This window comes from Mycolicibacterium aichiense (assembly GCF_010726245.1).
Lineage (GTDB): Bacteria > Actinomycetota > Actinomycetes > Mycobacteriales > Mycobacteriaceae > Mycobacterium > Mycobacterium aichiense.
The window spans coordinates 1,841,886-1,855,997 of sequence record NZ_AP022561.1 but is presented as its reverse complement, the minus strand read 5'-3'; the positions used below and the strand labels follow the sequence as shown (position 1 = coordinate 1,855,997).

General features: G+C 66.3%; 12 protein-coding genes and 2 tRNA genes. 5 read left to right on the top strand and 9 right to left on the bottom strand.

The features are described 5' to 3' along the window. Positions 1-53: 53 nt before the first annotated feature. Together G6N32_RS08960 and mutT1 are read left to right on the top strand one after the other, a co-directional pair. Complete coding sequence (locus G6N32_RS08960; protein ID WP_115319291.1) at positions 54-2,225, top strand: RNA degradosome polyphosphate kinase; 2,172 nt, start codon at positions 54-56, stop codon at positions 2,223-2,225. 70 nt (positions 2,226-2,295) lie between these two features. Continuing rightward, complete coding sequence (gene mutT1, locus G6N32_RS08955; RefSeq protein WP_115319290.1) at positions 2,296-3,261, top strand: 8-oxo-(d)GTP phosphatase MutT1; 966 nt, start codon at positions 2,296-2,298, stop codon at positions 3,259-3,261. A gap of 52 nt (positions 3,262-3,313) precedes the next feature. Here the strand turns inward: mutT1 and G6N32_RS08950 are convergent, their stop codons facing one another. The 3 genes from G6N32_RS08950 to leuC form a co-directional block, all read right to left on the bottom strand. Then, positions 3,314-3,973: an HU family DNA-binding protein gene (locus tag G6N32_RS08950; RefSeq protein ID WP_115319289.1), complete on the bottom strand. Its 660-nt coding sequence runs from the start codon at positions 3,971-3,973 to the stop codon at positions 3,314-3,316. 199 nt (positions 3,974-4,172) lie between these two features. Further along, positions 4,173-4,769, bottom strand: a complete 597-nt coding sequence (gene leuD, locus G6N32_RS08945) for a 3-isopropylmalate dehydratase small subunit (RefSeq protein ID WP_115319288.1) — start codon at positions 4,767-4,769, stop codon at positions 4,173-4,175. Between the two features lie 19 nt (positions 4,770-4,788). After that, the gene (leuC, locus tag G6N32_RS08940; protein WP_115319287.1) at positions 4,789-6,222 is read right to left on the bottom strand and encodes a 3-isopropylmalate dehydratase large subunit; all 1,434 of its coding nucleotides are present in this window, start codon (positions 6,220-6,222) and stop codon (positions 4,789-4,791) included. A 75-nt stretch (positions 6,223-6,297) separates the two neighbouring features. Here leuC and G6N32_RS08935 point away from each other — a divergent pair, with 75 nt between their 5' ends. Next, on the top strand, positions 6,298-6,999 hold the full coding sequence (locus G6N32_RS08935; protein WP_115319286.1) for an IclR family transcriptional regulator: 702 nt from the start codon (positions 6,298-6,300) through the stop codon (positions 6,997-6,999). A 42-nt stretch (positions 7,000-7,041) separates the two neighbouring features. Beyond that, positions 7,042-7,539 carry a PPOX class F420-dependent oxidoreductase gene (locus G6N32_RS08930; RefSeq protein WP_115319285.1) on the top strand — a complete coding sequence of 166 codons (498 nt, stop codon included), beginning with the start codon at positions 7,042-7,044 and terminating at the stop codon, positions 7,537-7,539. Between the two features lie 50 nt (positions 7,540-7,589). Here the strand turns inward: G6N32_RS08930 and G6N32_RS08925 are convergent. From G6N32_RS08925 to G6N32_RS08910, 4 genes are all read right to left on the bottom strand, one after another. Next, positions 7,590-7,665: transfer RNA gene (locus G6N32_RS08925), tRNA-Glu, on the bottom strand. A gap of 75 nt (positions 7,666-7,740) precedes the next feature. Further along, positions 7,741-7,812: transfer RNA gene (locus tag G6N32_RS08920), tRNA-Gln, on the bottom strand. A 104-nt stretch (positions 7,813-7,916) separates the two neighbouring features. Continuing rightward, complete coding sequence (gltX, locus tag G6N32_RS08915) at positions 7,917-9,407, bottom strand: glutamate--tRNA ligase (RefSeq protein ID WP_115319284.1); 1,491 nt, start codon at positions 9,405-9,407, stop codon at positions 7,917-7,919. After that, entirely contained in the window at positions 9,407-10,183 is a 777-nt protein-coding gene (locus tag G6N32_RS08910; RefSeq protein WP_115319283.1) for a fumarylacetoacetate hydrolase family protein, read from the bottom strand. The genes gltX and G6N32_RS08910 overlap by 1 nt, the downstream gene beginning before the upstream one ends. A 105-nt stretch (positions 10,184-10,288) precedes the next feature. Here G6N32_RS08910 and G6N32_RS08905 point away from each other — a divergent pair, with 105 nt between their 5' ends. Further along, on the top strand, positions 10,289-11,476 hold the full coding sequence (locus G6N32_RS08905) for an MFS transporter (RefSeq protein ID WP_115321029.1): 1,188 nt from the start codon (positions 10,289-10,291) through the stop codon (positions 11,474-11,476). Here G6N32_RS08905 and G6N32_RS08900 read toward each other — a convergent pair. Both G6N32_RS08900 and serA read right to left on the bottom strand, forming a co-directional pair. Next, a complete protein-coding gene (locus tag G6N32_RS08900) occupies positions 11,473-12,483 on the bottom strand; it encodes a 3-isopropylmalate dehydrogenase (protein ID WP_115319282.1) in 1,011 nt (336 codons plus the stop codon). The genes G6N32_RS08905 and G6N32_RS08900 overlap by 4 nt on opposite strands. Continuing rightward, positions 12,480-14,066, bottom strand: a complete 1,587-nt coding sequence (serA, locus tag G6N32_RS08895; protein ID WP_115319281.1) for a phosphoglycerate dehydrogenase — start codon at positions 14,064-14,066, stop codon at positions 12,480-12,482. Before serA ends, G6N32_RS08900 begins: the two co-directional genes overlap by 4 nt. Between the last annotated feature and the right edge of the window lie 46 nt (positions 14,067-14,112).

The window sequence follows — 14,112 nt, the reverse complement described above, 5'->3', positions numbered from 1 at the left end:
TGAACGGCCAGCAACTTCTGCCTGCCTCGGTCCGCGCGCTCCGCGGATGGGGGATGATCGGAAGCGTGACGGACACCGATACCGATGCGCGATCGACGGACGACGGCTGGCAGCCCGGCGACGCAGCGCCGGAGGCCCCGCCGGCGGCCACGGCTGCCGCCGTCGAGAATGCACTGCCCGAGGACCGGTACCTCAACCGAGAGCTGAGCTGGCTGGACTTCAACGCCCGCGTGCTGGCGCTGGCGGCCGACACCTCACTGGCTCTGCTGGAGCGGGCGAAGTTCCTGGCGATCTTCGCGTCCAATCTCGACGAGTTCTACATGGTCCGGGTGGCCGGGCTGAAGCGCCGCGACGAGATGGGGTTGTCCGTGCGTTCCGCCGACGGGCTGTCGCCGCGCGAACAATTGCGCCGGATCGGCGAACGCACCCGCCAGATCTCGTTGCGACAGGCCGAGGTCTTCATCCAGTCGGTGCGGCCGGCCTTGGCCGACGAGGGAATTCACATCGTCACGTGGGCGGACCTCACCGACGCCGAACGCAGTGAGTTGTCGACGTACTTCCACGAGCAGGTCTTCCCGGTTCTCACACCGCTCGCCGTCGACCCCGCCCATCCGTTCCCCTTCGTCAGCGGGCTGAGCCTCAACCTGGCGATCACCGTGAAGTCGCCCGACGACGGTGGCGAACACTTCGCCCGCATCAAGGTTCCCGACAACGTCGACCGGTTCGTTGTGCTCAAGGGCACCAACGGAGATAGCGACGTCGTCCGGTTCCTGCCCACCGAGGAACTCATCGCGGCCTTCCTGCCGGTGCTGTTTCCCGGCATGGAGATCGTCGAGCATCACGTCTTCCGCATCACCCGCAACGCCGATATGCAGGTCGAAGAAGACCGTGACGAAGACCTGCTTCAAGCGCTCGAACGTGAACTGGCGCGACGGCGATTCGGGTCTCCGGTGCGCCTCGAGGTCGCCGACGACATGACCGAGCACATGCTCGAACTGCTGCTCCGCGAGCTCGACGTCCACCCGGGCGACGTGGTGCAGGTGCCGGGGCTGCTGGATCTTTCGTCGCTGTGGCAGGTGTACGGCATCGACCGACCTGCCCTCAAGGACCGCCCGTTCGTGCCGGCCACCCATCCGGCGTTCGCCGAACGGGAGACGCCCAAGAGCATCTTCTCCACGCTGCGCGACGGTGACGTGCTGGTACATCATCCATACGACTCGTTCTCGACGAGCGTGCAGCGCTTCATCGAACAGGCCGCCGCGGACCCGAATGTGTTGGCCATCAAGCAGACGCTGTACCGGACCTCCGGTGACTCCCCGATCGTCAACGCGCTCATCGACGCGGCGCAGGCGGGCAAGCAGGTGGTCGCCCTGGTGGAACTGAAGGCCCGTTTCGACGAGCAGGCCAACATCAAGTGGGCCCGCACGCTGGAAGATGCGGGCGTGCATGTCGTTTACGGGCTGATCGGGTTGAAGACCCACTGCAAGACCTGCCTGGTGGTGCGCCGCGAGGGCTCGACGATCCGTCGCTACTGCCATATCGGCACCGGGAACTACAACCCGAAAACCGCGCGACTGTATGAGGACGTGGGCTTGATCACCGCCGCGCCCGACATCGGTGCGGACCTGACGGATCTGTTCAATTCCCTTACCGGCTACTCCCGCAAGGTCAGCTACCGCAACCTGCTGGTCGCCCCACACGGAGTGCGCAAGGGAATCATCGAGCGCATCGAACGCGAGATCGACGCGCACCGCCGAGGCGAGAACGGCCGGATTCGGCTGAAGGCCAACGCCCTTGTCGACGAACAGGTCATCGACGCGCTGTACCGCGCATCGCAGGCCGGTGTCCGCGTCGAGGTGGTCGTCCGCGGCATCTGCGCCCTCAAGCCGGGTGCCGAGGGTTTCTCCGAGAACATCGTCGTACGTTCGATTCTCGGCCGGTTTCTGGAGCATTCACGGATCTTCCATTTCAACGCGATCAACGAGTTCTTCATCGGCAGCGCCGACATGATGCACCGCAATCTCGATCGGCGCGTCGAGGTGATGGCACAGGTGAAAGATCCCCGGCTCACTGCGCATCTCGACGACATCTTCGAATCGGCCATGGATCCCTCGACGCGATGCTGGGAGCTGGGACCCGAGGGCCACTGGACCGCGGCGCCGCAAGATGGCAGGCAAGTCCGGGACCATCAGGTGTGGCTGATGGAACGTCATCGGCAGCGCTGAGTGCTTTCCCCGTTGCGACCCACCAGATCCGGTCCCGCACAGGGCCCCGAAATGATTTGCGGGAGTTGACGTGGCCAAGAGAGCGTCACGTGACAGCTCGAGGACCAAATCGACGAACAAGGCAGCGGCAAAGAACGGCAAGACGCTCAAGCGTCGGGTGATTGCCGCCGGTGCGGCGCTGTGGCGACACGATCCCGACACGGGCGAGTTGCACGTCGCCGTGATTCATCGCCCGCGCTACGACGATTGGTCGCTACCCAAAGGCAAAGTGGATCCGGGCGAAAACGAGCCTATCGCCGCGGTGCGCGAGATCTGGGAGGAAACCGGCCAGCGGTCTGTTCTGGGCCGTCGCCTGATCCAGACGCACTACCCGATCCCGCAGGGAACCAAGATCGTTCACTACTGGACGGCACGGGCACTGGGCGGCGAATTCACGCCCAACGCCGAAGTCGACGTGATGGAGTGGCTGCCGGTCGCCGACGCGGCGCAGCGTCTCACCTACCCGCACGACCGGGAAGTGCTGAAGGCGTTCGCCAAGCAACCGGCCGACACCACGACGGTCTTGATCGTCCGGCACGGAACCGCGGGCATCAAGTCCCGCTACAAGGGCGACGACCGAAGCCGGCCGCTGGACAAGAACGGTCGCGCGCAAGCGGAATCGTTGGCCGGCCAGCTGATGGCATTCGGGGCCACCGACGTCTACGCGGCCGACCGGGTTCGCTGCTCTCAGACAGTCGAACCGCTGGCGCAAGAACTCGGCGTGACGATCTCCGCCGAGACCAGCCTCACCGAAGAGGCGTACGCCGCCGACCCGGACGCCGCGCACAACCGCATCATCAAGATCGCCGCGCAGGGCGGGACACCGGTCATCTGCACGCAGGGCAAGGTGATTCCCTACCTGCTGGCCTGGTGGCGTGGCACCGACAAGCCGGACAAGTCACGTAACCGCAAGGGCAGCACCTGGGTGCTGTCGCTGTCCGGCGACCGGGTCGTGGCCGCCGACTACATCGACAGTCCACTGGCAACACGACCCTGACACGCGAATACGCCGCGGGCGCACGGCCCGCGGCGTATTCAACTTCAGCTATTTAGCGACGGCCCTTTTTGGCCGGAGCCTTCTTGGCCGGAGCCTTCTTGGCCGGTGCAGCCTTCTTGGCGGGCGCGGCCTTCTTGGCCGGAGCCTTCTTGGCCGGAGCCGCCTTCTTGGCGGGCGCGGCCTTCTTGGCCGGAGCCTTCTTGGCCGGAGCCGCCTTCTTGGCGGGCGCGGCCTTCTTGGCCGGAGCCGCCTTCTTGGCCGGTGCAGCCTTCTTGGCCGGTGCAGCCTTCTTAGCCGGTGCAGCCTTCTTGGCAGGAGCCTTGGTAGCAGCCTTCTTCACGACCGCCTTGCGAACGGCCTTCTTGGCCGCTGCCTTCTTGACGGGTCCGCCGACAGCACCGCGCTTGACGGCGGGGCCCTCCGAAGGAAGCTTCTGTGAACCAGAGACGACGGCCTTGAACTGAGCGCCGGGACGGAAAGCGGGAACGGAAGTCGGCTTCACTTTGACGGTTTCGCCGGTGCGCGGGTTACGCGCCACACGAGCGGCACGACGCCGCTGCTCGAAAACGCCGAAGCCCGTGATGGTCACGCTGTCGCCCTTGTGCACCGCGCGCACAATGGTGTCGACGACGTTCTCCACCGCCAGGGTTGCCTGCCGACGATCTGAGCCCAATTTCTCCGTGAGTACGTCGATGAGCTCTGCTTTGTTCATTCAATTCCTCCGAAGCCAGTGGTCCACTTTGGACCGACTGCAGAACACGGTAAACCCAAGAGCTGCAGATTTCCAAGAGCCACGCCCAATTTCAGGCATTACTTAGGAGGATTTCAGCAATCCGCTTGCCGCCCTAGGGCGGTGATTTCAGGGCGTCCGAACCCCGGTTTTGGCGCGGGATTTCGGCGTCCCGCGTCGTTCAGGAGGGCGTCGTAATGCGCGGCTTCCAACTCGGACGAGCCTCCTCGAAGGCCGCGATTTCATCGCGTTTCCGCAGCGTAAGGCCGATATCGTCGAGGCCTTCCAGCAGTCGCCACGCCGTGTAATCGTCAATCGTGAACGGCACCACGGCTGTTCCCGCGGTGATATTTCGATCTTGAAGATTCACAGTCAGTTCCAGCCCTGGATTCTGCTCGATGAGCTTCCACAAAAGTTCAACATCATCTTGAGCGACTTCGGCCGCCAGCAGCCCGGCCTTGCCGGCGTTGCCGCGAAAGATGTCGGCGAAACGGGATGAGATGACGACCCGGAATCCGAAGTCCATGAGCGCCCAGACCGCATGCTCGCGCGACGAGCCGGTGCCGAAGTCCGGTCCTGCCACCAGAACCGAACCACGGTCGAAGGGGCTCAGATTCAGAACGAAAGAAGGATCGTTGCGCCACGCGGCGAACAATCCATCCTCGAAACCCGTTCTGGTAACCCGCTTCAAATACACCGCCGGAATGATCTGATCGGTGTCGACATTGGACCGCCGCAACGGAACACCGATGCCGGTGTGGGTGTGAAATGCATCCATCGTGTTCTCCTTAGCAGGTCTATTTTTCGAGATCGGCAGGCGAGGACAGCGTTCCGCGCACCGCGGTCGCCGCGGCGACCGCAGGCGAAACGAGATGTGTCCGCCCGCCCTTGCCCTGCCGGCCTTCGAAATTCCGGTTGGACGTCGACGCACAGCGCTCCCCCGGCGCCAGCTGATCGGGGTTCATGCCGAGACACATCGAGCAGCCCGCTTGGCGCCAATCAGCACCGGCGGCGGTGAAGATCTCGCCCAGCCCTTCACTTTCGGCCTGTGCGCGCACCCGCATCGAGCCCGGAACGATCAGCATGCGGACCCCGTCGGCGACCTTGCGGCCACGCAGTACGTCGGCCACCACCCGCAGATCCTCGATACGCCCGTTCGTGCACGACCCGACGAAGACGGCGTCGACGGCGACTTCACGCATCGGCATCCCCGCCCGAAGGTCCATGTATGCCAACGCCTTCTCGGCGGCCTGCCGCTCGGCATCGCTGGTCATCAACTCGGGGTCGGGCACCGAGTCGGCCAGCGGAACACCCTGTCCGGGGTTCGTGCCCCACGTGACGAAGGGGCTCAGCGTCGTCGCGTCGATGTAGACCTCGGTGTCGAATTCGGCACCCTCGTCGGTCTTCAGCGCCTCCCACGCGGCCACAGCCGTATCCCAATCCGCACCGGTGGGCGCGTAGGGACGGCCCCGCAGGAACTCATAGGTCGTCTCATCCGGCGCCACCAAACCGGCGCGGGCGCCGGCCTCGATGCTCATATTGCAGATGGTCATCCGGCTCTCCATCGACAGTGATTCGATGGTGCTGCCGCGATATTCGATGACGTAACCCTGACCGCCGCCGGTACCGATCTTGGCGATCACGGCCAGGATGATGTCCTTGGCGCTGACTCCGGCAGGCAGCGCGCCGTCGACATTGACCGCCATCGTCTTGAACGGACGCAGCGGAAGTGTCTGGGTGGCAAGCACATGCTCGACTTCGGAGGTGCCGATCCCCATCGCGATCGCCCCGAACGCCCCATGGGTGGAGGTGTGGCTGTCGCCGCACACGATCGTCATTCCGGGCTGGGTCAGTCCCAGCTGGGGCCCCATCACGTGAACGATGCCCTGTTCGGCATCGCCCATCGGATGCAGCCGAACCCCGAATTCGGCGCAGTTGTGGCGCAGGGTCTCGACCTGGGTCCGGGAGATCGGATCGGCGATCGGCTTGTCGATGTCGACCGTCGGGACGTTGTGGTCCTCGGTGGCGATCGTGAGATCCGGTCGGTGCACCGGACGGCCGGCGAGCCGCAGCCCGTCGAAGGCCTGCGGGCTCGTCACCTCATGGATGAGATGGAGATCGATGTAGATCAGGTCGGGTTCACGTGATGAGCCGGTGCCGGTTCCGGCGACCACGACGTGGTCGTCCCACACCTTCTCGGGCAGTGTCCTGGGCTTGTCGGACTGAGCCATGGGTTCTCACTTCACTTCTCGATTCCCGGACGGCGAGAGTGGCTATCTCACATTTCGGGACGCTAGTATCTCTCTATGAGACAGGATAGCGGCATCGGCGTGCTGGACAAAGCCGTGGGCGTACTGCACTCAATCGCCGAGTCCCCCTGCGGGTTGGCCGAACTCTGTGAGCGAACCGGCCTGCCCCGCGCGACCGCCCACCGGCTGGCCGCCGGCCTGGAGGTCCACCGCCTACTGGCCCGCGACAGCGCCGGCCGGTGGCGACTCGGACCGGCCATCTCCGAATTGTCCGCCCACGTCAACGATCCGCTGCTCGCCGCGGGCGCCACGGTATTGCCCCGGCTGCGGGAGATCACCGGCGAGAGCGTGCAGCTCTACCGCCGCGAGGGCACTACGCGGATCTGCGTCGCTGCGCTGGAACCCCCTGCCGGGCTTCGCGATACCGTGCCTGTCGGAGCTCGCCTGCCGATGACGGCAGGGTCGGGCGCGAAGGTCCTGCTGGCCTTCAGCGACACCGCAACCCAGCAGGCCGTGCTCCCGACGGCGAAATTCACCGAACGCACCCTCGCCGAGGTCCGCCGCCGAGGCTGGGCGCAAAGCGCGGCCGAACGCGAGCCGGGGGTGGCCAGTGTCTCGGCCCCGGTGCGGGATCGCACCGGCACGGTGGTGGCGGCGGTGTCGGTATCGGGTCCGATCGACCGGATGGGCCGCAGGCCCGGCGCGCGTTGGGCCGCCGATCTATTGGCCGCCGCCGACGCACTGACGCGCCGACTGTGATCCCCGCGACAGCCGCGCCGCAGGGCCTGACAAACTGACGCCATGGGAACCAATCAGCGCAACCAGATCGTCATGTCCGACGACGAAGTCGCCGACTTCGTCGCACGCAGCCGCACCGGCACCATGGCGACCATCGGACCCGACGGCCAGCCGCATCTCGTGGCCATGTGGTACGGCGTCCTCGACGACGAGATCTGGGTCGAGACGAAAGCCAAGTCGCAGAAGGCCGTGAACCTGCGTCGCGACCCGCGGGTGAGCTTCCTCATCGAGGACGGCGACACCTACGACACCCTGCGCGGCGTCTCCTTCGAAGGTGTCGCCGAGATCGTCGAAGATCCCGACACCATCTTCAAGGTCGGTGTCAGTGTGTGGGAGCGCTACAACGGCCCCTACACCGACGACCTCAAGCCGGCCGTCGACATGATGATGAACAAGCGTGTGGCGGTGCGCATTGTGGCCAAGCGCACCCGATCCTGGGATCACGGCAAGCTCGGTCTGCCCCCGATGCCGCTGGCCGGCTCCACCGCGCCCGCCGACTAAGTCGGCCGAGAAACGACGAATCGCCCGGTCGATGACCGGGCGATTTGATTTGGTAGCCCCGATGGGATTCGAACCCACGCTACCGCCGTGAGAGGGCGGCGTCCTAGGCCGCTAGACGACGGGGCCAGAACCAAATCCGTGGCGCGCCGTGTGGCGCACCGGGTTGCCAGCATAGCCCAGAGGGCGTTGCCGACATAATTGCTGGGGTACCAGGACTCGAACCTAGAATGAGGGAATCAGAATCCCTAGTGTTGCCAATTACACCATACCCCATTACCGGCCTATAACCGCTGGTCAAGCAGCCTTTTCCTGGTTTCCCAGGGGGTGAAGGCCGCTCCGCCAAGGTTCGCGGGCCGACGAGCAGACTATCAAAGATTTTACCCGTCTTTTTCCGGCCCCCCGGCTCGCTCGTGTGCATCCCGCAGTCGCTGCAGGCTGCGGTCGCGACCGAGCAGCTCCAGGGACTCGAACAACGGTGGGCTGATCGTGGATCCGGTCACCGCCACCCGGATCGGGCCGAAGGCCTTGCGCGGCTTGAGTTCGAGACCCTCGAGCAGCGCCGCCTTCAGCGCCTCCTCGATGGCCGGCGTCGTCCACTCGGGCACCGCGTCGAGTGCGGTGATCGCCGCGGCCAGCACCGGCGCCGCGTCGGGACCGAGCTCCTTGGCGGCCGCCTTGGGGTCCAGCTCGTAGGCGTCGTCGTCGAAGAACTTCAGCAGTGACCAGCCGTCGGAGAGCACCACGATGCGGGTCTGGACCAGCTGCGCGGCGGTCGCGAAACCCGCGTCGTCGAGCCCGGTGTCGTGGCCGTGCGCGTCGAAGTAGGCGCGCAACCGTGCGGCGAACTCTGCCTCGTCGAGACGCCGAATGTGCTCGGCGTTGATCGCGTCGGCCTTCTTCTGGTCGAAGCGTGCCGGGTTGGAGTTGACGTCCACAACGTCGAAGGCGGCGACCATCTCGTCGAGGGTGAAGATGTCCCGGTCCTGGGCGATCCCCCAGCCCAGCAGCGCGAGATAGTTCAGCAGACCCTCGGGGAGGAAGCCCCGATCGCGATGCAGGAACAGGTTGGACTCCGGGTCGCGCTTGGACAGCTTCTTCGTACCCTCCCCCAACACCGGTGGCAGGTGCGCGAATTCGGGCACCCGGTCGGCCACCCCGATGCGTATGAGCGCCTGGTACAGCGCGACCTGGCGCGGCGTAGAGGGCAGCAGGTCCTCACCGCGCAGCACGTGGGTGATCTTCATCAGTGCGTCGTCGACCGGATTGACCAAGGTGTACAACGGTTCTCCCGTGGCCCGGGTCAGAGCAAAATCGGGAACTGTGCCTGCGGCGAACGTCGTGGTGCCGCGGACCAGGTCGTGCCAGCTGATGTCCTCGTCGGGCATCCGCAGCCGCATCACCGCATTGCGCCCCTCGGCGGCGAAAGCGGCGCGCTGCTCGTCGGTCAGGTCGCGGTCGTAATTGTCATAGCCCAGTTTCGGATTGCGGCCCGCCGCCACATGCCGGGCCTCGACTTCCTCCGGCGTGGAGTACGCCAGGTAGGCCTCGCCGGAGTCGAGCAGACGTGCCAGCACGTCACGGTAGAGCTCGGTACGCTGCGACTGCCGGTACGGCTCGTGAGGGCCGCCCACCTCCGGGCCCTCGTCCCAATCCAGACCCAGCCACCGCAAGGCTTCAAGCAATGCGGCATAGCTTTCCTCGGAATCGCGCGCGGCGTCGGTGTCCTCGATGCGGAACACGAATGTGCCGCCGGTATGCCGGGCGTAGGCCCAGTTGAACAGCGCGGTGCGCACCATCCCGACGTGCGGAATTCCGGTTGGCGACGGGCAAAACCGTACGCGCACCGTGTCGTTGGTGGCCGCGGTCATCAATTGGCCTTTCGGATCACGGGATTGGACAACGTTCCGATGCCCTCAACGCTGATGCTGACGGTGTCGCCGTTCTCGATCGGACCGACGCCTTCGGGCGTGCCGGTGAGAATGAGATCACCGGGCAGCAACGTCATCACAGCCGAGATCCACTCGATGATCGCGCCGATGTCGTGGATCATCATCGAAGTCCGGCTCAGTTGGCGCACCTCGCCGTTGACCTCGGTGCGGATCTCCAGATCGGAGGGATCGAGGTCGGTGACGATCCACGGGCCGACGGGGCAGAACGTGTCGTGACCCTTCGCACGCATCCACTGACCGTCCGCTTTCTGCTGATCGCGGGCGGACACGTCGTTGGCGATGGTGTAGCCGAGGATGTTCTCGGCGGCACGGGCGGCAGGGACGTCCTTACACGGCCGGCCGATCACGACGGCGAGTTCGCCCTCATGGTGTACCGGTGAAGCATTGACAGGCAACTGAATTGGCACACCGGGGCCGATGATTGCGGTGTTGGGCTTGAGGAAGATCACCGGATCTTCCGGTGCCTCGCCGCCCATCTCCGCGATGTGCGCCGCGTAATTCTTGCCCATGCACACCACCTTGCTGGCCAGGATCGGCGCCAGCAGGCGCACATCGGCCAGCGGCCAGGTCCGGCCGGTGAACGTCGGCGTGCCGAACGGATGTTCGGCGATCTCACGAACGATTTCGCTCCCACGGTCACCTTCGATACTGACGAAGGCGACCCCATCGGGGCTGGCGATTCGACCCAGGCGCATGGCAACAGCCTAGTGCTCGGGCCGCCGGCTCCCGCTATCACCCAGATGTCTCATATTTCGAGAAATGGATTCAGCATTGTGGGACGCGAATGGGATCATGAACGCATGGCCGTCGACACGATCAGCACTGTGCGCCGATGGATGATGCTCGTGATCGCGCTGTTCGCAACCCTGTCCGCCAACGTCTTCATCAACGGGGCGGCGTTCCTCATTCCGACCCTGCACACCACGATGGGCCTCGACCTGGCCAAAGCCGGCCTGGTGTCGGCGATGCCGAGCTTCGGCATGGTCGTCACGCTGATCGCCTGGGGCTATGTGGTGGACCGGGTCGGTGAGCGTTTCGTGTTGTCGGTCGGCTCGGCGCTGACCGCCGCCGCGGCGCTCGCAGCGGCCGCCGCGCATTCACTGTTCGTGGTGGGCGTCTTCCTGTTCCTGGGCGGAATGGCGGCCGCGAGCAGCAATTCGGCCAGTGGGCGGCTGGTGGTCGGGTGGTTTCCGCCACATCAGCGCGGGCTGGTGATGGGCATCCGACAGACTGCCCAGCCGCTGGGAGTGGCATTCGGTGCGTTGGTGATTCCCCGGCTGGCCCAATCCCACGGCGTTGGCGTCGCGCTGCTGTTCCCGGCGATCGTGTGCGGTGTGGCGGCGGTGGTGTGCGCCGTCGCCGTAGCCGATCCGCCGCGGCCTCCGCGAGCCGAGGCGCCGGCGGAGCACCTGGCCAACCCCTATCGCGGCTCGGCGCTGCTGTGGCGCATCCACGCCGTGTCGGTGCTGCTGGTGGTGCCGCAATGCGTGGTGTGGACATTCACCCTGGTGTGGCTGATCACCGACCGTGGCTGGACGGCGCAGGCCGCCGGACTGATGGTGATGTTCGCGCAGATCCTGGGAGCGCTGGGGCGCATCGCCGCCGGGCGCTGGTCGGACCGGCTGGGTCTGCGGCTGCGGCCGATTCGCACGATCGCGTTGGCGGCGTCGGCGGCGATGTTCCTGCTGGCACTGACCGACGCGCTGCATTCACCGCTGAGCATCGCGGTGATGGTCGCGGCGTCGGTGATCACGGTGAGCGACAACGGATTGGCGTTCACCGCGATCGCCGAGATCACCGGGCCGTTCTGGAGCGGCCGGGCGTTGGGCGCGCAGAACACCAGCCAACTGCTGACCACCGGTATCGTGCCGCCACTGTTCGGCGCGCTGATCGGTGTCCTGGGTTACCCCGTGGCCTTCGCCGTGTGCGCGCTGTTCCCGCTCGTCGCGCTCCCGCTGGTCCCGACGGACCCGCCGCGTCAGGACTAGAGCGCTGCGCGGATGCGGTCGCCGACCTCGCCGGTCGACAACGTCGCATCGCCACGCGTGGCCAGGTGATGGGCGACAGCCTTGTCGACCCGGGCCGCCGCGGCGTCCTCGCCGACGTGACCGAGCAGCAGCGCCACCGACATCACCGCGGCCGTCGGGTCTGCGATGCCCTGACCCGCGATGTCGGGCGCGCTGCCGTGGACCGGTTCGAACATCGACGGATTGGTGCGCGTGGCATCGATATTGCCGCTCGCAGCCAGGCCGATCCCGCCGCAGACGGCGGCCGACAGATCAGTGATGATGTCGCCGAAGAGGTTGTCGGTGACGATGACGTCGAACCGCCCCGGGTCGGTGACCATGTGGATGGTGGCGGCATCAATGTGCTGATACGCGACTTCCACATCGGGGAATTCGGTGCCGACCTCGGCCACCACCCGTGACCACAGGCTGCCCGCGAACGTCAGCACATTCGTCTTGTGCACCAGCGTCAGATGCTTGCGGCGGGACTGCGCACGGGCGAACGCATCGCGCACCACGCGCTCGACGCCGAACGCGGTGTTCACGCTGACCTCGGTGGCCACCTCGTGCGGCGTCCCGACGCGCAGCGCGCCGCCGTTTCCGGTGTAGGGGCCCTCGGTGCCTTCGCGCACCACGACGAAATCGATGCCGGTCACCCCGGACAGCGGACTGTCCACACCCGGATACAACCGACCCGGTCGCAGGTTGACGTGATGGTCCAGGGCGAACCGGAGTTTGAGCAGCAGCCCGCGCTCGAGAACTCCGCTGGGCACCGACGGGTCGCCGATCGCACCGAGCAGGATGGCGTCGTAGCCGCGCAGTTCCTCGATGGTCTCCTCGGTGAGCAGCTCACCGCTGGCGTGATAGCGACGCGCACCGAGGTCGTACTCGGTCTTGTCCACGCCGGGCAGCACCACGTCGAGCACCTGCAGCGCTTCGCCGATCACTTCCGGGCCGATGCCGTCGCCCGCGATCACCGCCAATTTCATGACAGGTCCACCACTTCCAGGGTCGTCGCGCCGACGGCCGTGCGGATCGCCGACCGGACATCGTCGGACACATCGCGGTCCAGCCGCAGCATCAGGGTCGCGGCCTCGCCGCTGGTGTCCTGGCTCAGCTGGGCCGCCAGGATGTTCACGTCGGCGTTGCCGAGCACCGTGCCGATCTTGCCCAGCGCGCCGGGCTGATCCGAGTAGTGCAGCACCAGGTTCACGCCCTCGGCGCGCAGATCGAAGTTGCGCCCGTTGATCTGGACGACCTTCTCGACCTGTTGCGGGCCGGACAACGTGCCGGACACGTTGGTGGCCGTGCCGTCGGGACCGACCACCCGGACATCGACCAGGCTGCGGTGGTTGGGGCTTTCACTGGCCGTTGTCAGTTCGCTCTGCAACCCGCGCTCGGCCGCCAGGTTCGGCGCGTTGACGAATGTCACCTGCTGATCGGTCACCGTCGAGAAGAACCCGCGCAGAGCCGAAAGTTTCAGTACCTCAACATCTTCGGAGGCGATCTCACCGGAGACCCGGACCGACAGGTTCGACGCGGCACCGGTCGACAGCACCCCGACGAGAAGGCCGAGCTTGCGAGCCAGGTCCAGCCAGGGCGCCACCTCTTCGCTGACCGCGCCGCCGCCGACGTTCACCGCATCCGGCACGAACTCGCCGGCCAGCGCCAGCTTGACGCTCGCCGCCACGTCGGTGCCTGCCCGGTCCTGAGCCTCGGCGGTGGAGGCGCCCAGGTGCGGGGTGACGACCACCTGCGGCAGTTCGAACAGCGGGCTGTCGGTGCATGGTTCGGTGCTGAAGACGTCGAGGCCGGCCGCGAACACATGCCCGCTGGTGATCGCATCAGCAAGGGCTTGCTCGTCGATCAGACCACCACGGGCCGCGTTGACGATGACCACGCCCTTCTTGGTCTTCGCCAGGGCCTCCTTGCCGAGCAGACCGGCGGTCTCCGGGGTCTTGGGCAGGTGCACGGAGATGAAGTCGGCGCGGGCCAGCAGGTCGTCGAGCGACATCAGCTCGATGCCGAGCTGAGCGGCGCGGGCGGCCGGCACGTACGGGTCGTAGGCGATGACGTGGGTGCCGAAGGCGGCCAGTCGCTGCGCCACCAGCTGTCCGATGCGGCCCAGACCCACCACGCCGACGGTCTTGCCGAAGATCTCGGTGCCGGAGAACGACGACCGCTTCCAGGTGTGCTCGCGCAGCGTCGCGTCGGCGGCGGGGATCTGTCGCGCGGCCGAGAGCATCAGGGCCAGCGCATGCTCGGCGGCGCTGTGGATATTCGACGTCGGCGCGTTGACGACCAGCACCCCGGCGGCGGTGGCGGCGTCGACGTCGACGTTGTCCAGTCCGACCCCGGCACGGGCGACGATCTTCAGCTTCGGAGCGGCGGCGATGACCTCGGCGTCCACCGTGGTGGCCGAGCGCACCAGCAGTGCGTCGGCGTCGGCGACGGCGGCCAGCAGTTTGGGCCGGTCCGGGCCGTCGACCCAACGCACCTCGACCTGGTCACCCAGGGCCGCGACGGTCGACTCGGCGAGCTTGTCTGCGATCAGTACAACGGGCAGATTCACGCCGGTCAGCCTAGTGGTTGTCGCCCGGTGGACGATCATCGGCCGT

What these genes read in the sequence shown, in the direction of transcription:
- G6N32_RS08960 (WP_115319291.1), top strand. Translation starts at nt 54, where the DNA reads ATGATCGGAAGCGTGACGGACACCGATACCGATGCGCGATCGACGGAC.
- G6N32_RS08950 (WP_115319289.1), bottom strand. Translation starts at nt 3,973, where the DNA reads ATGAACAAAGCAGAGCTCATCGACGTACTCACGGAGAAATTGGGCTCA.
- leuD (WP_115319288.1), bottom strand. Translation starts at nt 4,769, where the DNA reads ATGGATGCATTTCACACCCACACCGGCATCGGTGTTCCGTTGCGGCGG.
- leuC (WP_115319287.1), bottom strand. Translation starts at nt 6,222, where the DNA reads ATGGCTCAGTCCGACAAGCCCAGGACACTGCCCGAGAAGGTGTGGGAC.
- G6N32_RS08935 (WP_115319286.1), top strand. Translation starts at nt 6,298, where the DNA reads ATGAGACAGGATAGCGGCATCGGCGTGCTGGACAAAGCCGTGGGCGTA.
- G6N32_RS08930 (WP_115319285.1), top strand. Translation starts at nt 7,042, where the DNA reads ATGGGAACCAATCAGCGCAACCAGATCGTCATGTCCGACGACGAAGTC.
- gltX (WP_115319284.1), bottom strand. Translation starts at nt 9,407, where the DNA reads ATGACCGCGGCCACCAACGACACGGTGCGCGTACGGTTTTGCCCGTCG.
- G6N32_RS08910 (WP_115319283.1), bottom strand. Translation starts at nt 10,183, where the DNA reads ATGCGCCTGGGTCGAATCGCCAGCCCCGATGGGGTCGCCTTCGTCAGT.
- G6N32_RS08905 (WP_115321029.1), top strand. Translation starts at nt 10,289, where the DNA reads ATGGCCGTCGACACGATCAGCACTGTGCGCCGATGGATGATGCTCGTG.
- G6N32_RS08900 (WP_115319282.1), bottom strand. Translation starts at nt 12,483, where the DNA reads ATGAAATTGGCGGTGATCGCGGGCGACGGCATCGGCCCGGAAGTGATC.